At 74.0% G+C, this 2,688-nt stretch carries 4 protein-coding genes; 1 reads left to right on the forward strand and 3 read right to left on the reverse strand.

Annotated features, from left to right (window positions below; all coding sequences use genetic code 11):
* Positions 1 to 149: 149 nt before the first annotated feature.
* Complete coding sequence (locus M0638_RS26195; RefSeq protein ID WP_248669899.1) at positions 150 to 809, forward strand: type IV secretory system conjugative DNA transfer family protein; 660 nt, start codon at positions 150 to 152, stop codon at positions 807 to 809.
* Here M0638_RS26195 and M0638_RS26200 read toward each other — a convergent pair.
* The 3 genes from M0638_RS26200 to M0638_RS26210 form a co-directional block, all read right to left on the reverse strand.
* Positions 787 to 1,044, reverse strand: coding sequence for a hypothetical protein (locus M0638_RS26200; RefSeq protein WP_248669900.1), 258 nt, complete (start codon positions 1,042 to 1,044; stop codon positions 787 to 789). The two genes, M0638_RS26195 and M0638_RS26200, sit on opposite strands and share 23 nt — an antisense overlap.
* Positions 1,045 to 1,137: 93 nt before the next feature.
* A complete protein-coding gene (locus M0638_RS26205) occupies positions 1,138 to 1,578 on the reverse strand; it encodes a hypothetical protein (protein WP_248669901.1) in 441 nt (146 codons plus the stop codon).
* A gap of 16 nt (positions 1,579 to 1,594) precedes the next feature.
* Positions 1,595 to 1,861 (reverse strand): type II toxin-antitoxin system prevent-host-death family antitoxin, encoded by a 267-nt coding sequence (locus M0638_RS26210; RefSeq protein ID WP_248669902.1) that lies wholly within the window; start codon positions 1,859 to 1,861, stop codon positions 1,595 to 1,597.
* Between the last annotated feature and the right edge of the window lie 827 nt (positions 1,862 to 2,688).

Here is a 2,688-nt window from a genome sequence, read left to right on the forward strand (position 1 = left end):
GGCACCCTCATCGCCCCGCTCCGCGGCTGTTCCAACCGCGAAGGACACTCCACCTCGTCCGTCATCCAGCCGAACTCCCCTCATCAAGGGTGTCCAGTTCTCCCCGTCGCCTCCGTCCAGTTTCCCATGGCGCCCGACACGCCGTCTCCATGGCCCGCTCCGATTTCGGCTGGCGCGACCTGCGCGACGGATCGGCCACCATGTTCCTCGTGCTGCCGCCTGACCGCATGGGGGCCTACTCCCGCTGGCTGCGCCTCCTCGTCGCGCAGGCGGTCGCGGAGCTGGCGCGCGCGCCGCAGAGGTCGGGCGCGCCGCCCGTGCTCCTGCTCCTGGACGAGTTCGCGGCCCTCGGCCGGCTGGAGCCGGTGCTCCAGGCCGCCGGGCTGATGGCCGGCCTCGGCCTCCAGCTCTGGCCGATCCTGCAGGACCTCGCCCAGCTCCGCGCCGCCTACGGGGAGTCGGCCCCCACCTTCCTCGCCAACGCTGGCCTCGTGCAGGTCGGCGCGCCTGCCGACCTCGAGACCGCCACTTGGCTGTCGCGGACCCTCGGCAACGCGACCGTCGAGTACGCCACCGCCACCGCCGGCACCTCCCGCCCCGCGGGCTGGCTGCCTCTCGGCAGCGGCGGGACCAGTGTCAGCGAGGGCACCGCGACGCATCTCGCGGCCCGGCCGCTGCTCACCCCGGACGAGGCCATGCGCCTGCCGCCCCACGCCCAGGTGCTGCTCCGCCCCGGCAAGGCCCCGGCGCTCGCCCTCAAGCTCCGGCACTTCGCCGACCCGGAGTTCAGGGGGCTGCCGGACGGGTGAGGAGCGCAAAGGCACGGCGGACATCCTCGGCCGCGCGGCGGGCCGCGTCGCGTTCGGCCGGGTCGGGGAGCGCCGCGGCGTCGCGGTCCAGGATGACGAGGCGCTCCGCCGCCTCTCGCACCCGCAGCACGACCCAAAGAGGCGCAAGCTGGTCGTGGGGGGACAGCCCGCGCGCCATGGCGATGGCGTCGAGCGCTGTCCGGCGCAGCTCGGCAATGGTGGGGAGGTTGGTCACGAATCGGCCGCCTTTGGCTGTTGCAGACGGCGTGCAGGGTTGCGTCACGACGCCGCGGCGGCGCCCTCGGAAGTTGGTCTCGCCCCCTTGCCCCTACTCCGTGCGTGGCACGACGGCGGCCCGGCGCGCCCGCAGCCCGGCGAGGAAGCGGTCGCGCACGGCGCGGAACACGTCGGGCGGCAGCACCCCGTAGGCGGCGCTCTCCGGCCCCTGGCCGGGCAGGAAGCGCAGGTCGGGGCCGGGCCACAGGAAGCGGTTCGCCTCGCTCACCACCACCCACGACCGCTCCTCGTCCAGCCCGAGCCGGCGCTTCGTCGCGGGCGGCAGCTCCACCGCCTCCTGCGGCGCCCGGGGCGGCGAGTGGGTGATCGGCACCACCACCACCCGCGGCCGGCCGCCGTCCTCGCCCGCGAGCGCGAGCACCACCGCGCAGGGCCGCTCCTTCGTCCCCTCCTCCCGCCCCGCCTCCTGCTCGCGTCGCCACAGGTAGGCGTAGCGCACGACGAGGCCGGGCTCCGGCTCGGGCCAGCTCACTGGCCGGGTGACCGGCTCAGGGCTTCCAGCCCTCCCCTAGCTCGGCGTTCAGGTGGGCGTGCCGGGGGTCCACCTCGGCCGCGGCGATGGCCGCGACTTCCTCCTCTGTCAGCTCCTCGGGCAGGATCGCCCGCCGGTCGCGGCGGCGCAGCCGCTCGTACTCCCCGGCCGAGAGGAGGACGAGGCGGTCGTGCCCGTTCTTGGTGATGGTGACGGGCTCGGTCAGCGCCCGGTCGGCGAGCCGGCCGTAACCCTTGATGAACTCGGCCGTCGTGACCCGCATGGCCTTCATCCCTCGAACTATTCGAATGACTCCACTGACTTGGAAGGTGCGCGTCCGGCTCCCCCGCTGCAAGGCCTCGTTGCTACCGTCTGGGAGGGCCGCTGGCGGCCTGCGGGCACCGGAGGGCCACCCTTCCCCCTGCCAGCGCCCCCGAAGCCTTGCATGGCCTGGGAAGCGCGAGGCGCGGGGTATCCTGGCTTGACCCCGCCGCCTACCGCTCTCAATGCGGCCCCGACTCGCCGAGCGCGATGAGGCCGACGATGGGAGCGTCGGGGTCCGCCGCGCCGACCTCGGCCGCCATCGCCTCTCCTCCCCAAGCCTTCTGTTCGACCCGCGCCGGAGGCGACGGGTTGAAGCTCGGGACGCCTTCCGTCCCGACCCTCTCCGGCCGCCGCGGCGCGCAGGGGCGGTCAGGGATGGGCGCAGGCCACCGCGGAGCGGCGCGAGCCGAAGGCGAGCGTCCTTGACGGCCCCGAGCACCGTGGCAGCGCCCGACTTGTCCACAAATGGCGCCGCCAGCTACCGGCAGGAATCTACCGGGAATCTAACTACCGGTTTTAGGGGGGGGTGATCCGCCGAACGCGAATCGGGGTCAGGGGGGGGTAATCCGCCGAACGACGGGGGGGTGATCCGCCGTGGATAACTTCTCTCGTCCCCGGCCGCGGCAGCCGCTTCCGAAAGCCTGTTGCTTGAGCGCGGGGGGGGGGTGATCCGCCGAACGCCCCATTCTCCCCGGCCTGCTCACGCGCGCTTCGCGCCGAGCTGCACGACGGTCTTGGGCACCGGCGAGCGGGACGGCATCAGAACCAGCCCGCCCGCCACCTGCT

It is taken from the genome of Roseomonas acroporae (genome assembly GCF_023223525.1).
GTDB classification, from domain to species: domain Bacteria; phylum Pseudomonadota; class Alphaproteobacteria; order Acetobacterales; family Acetobacteraceae; genus Roseomonas_E; species Roseomonas_E acroporae.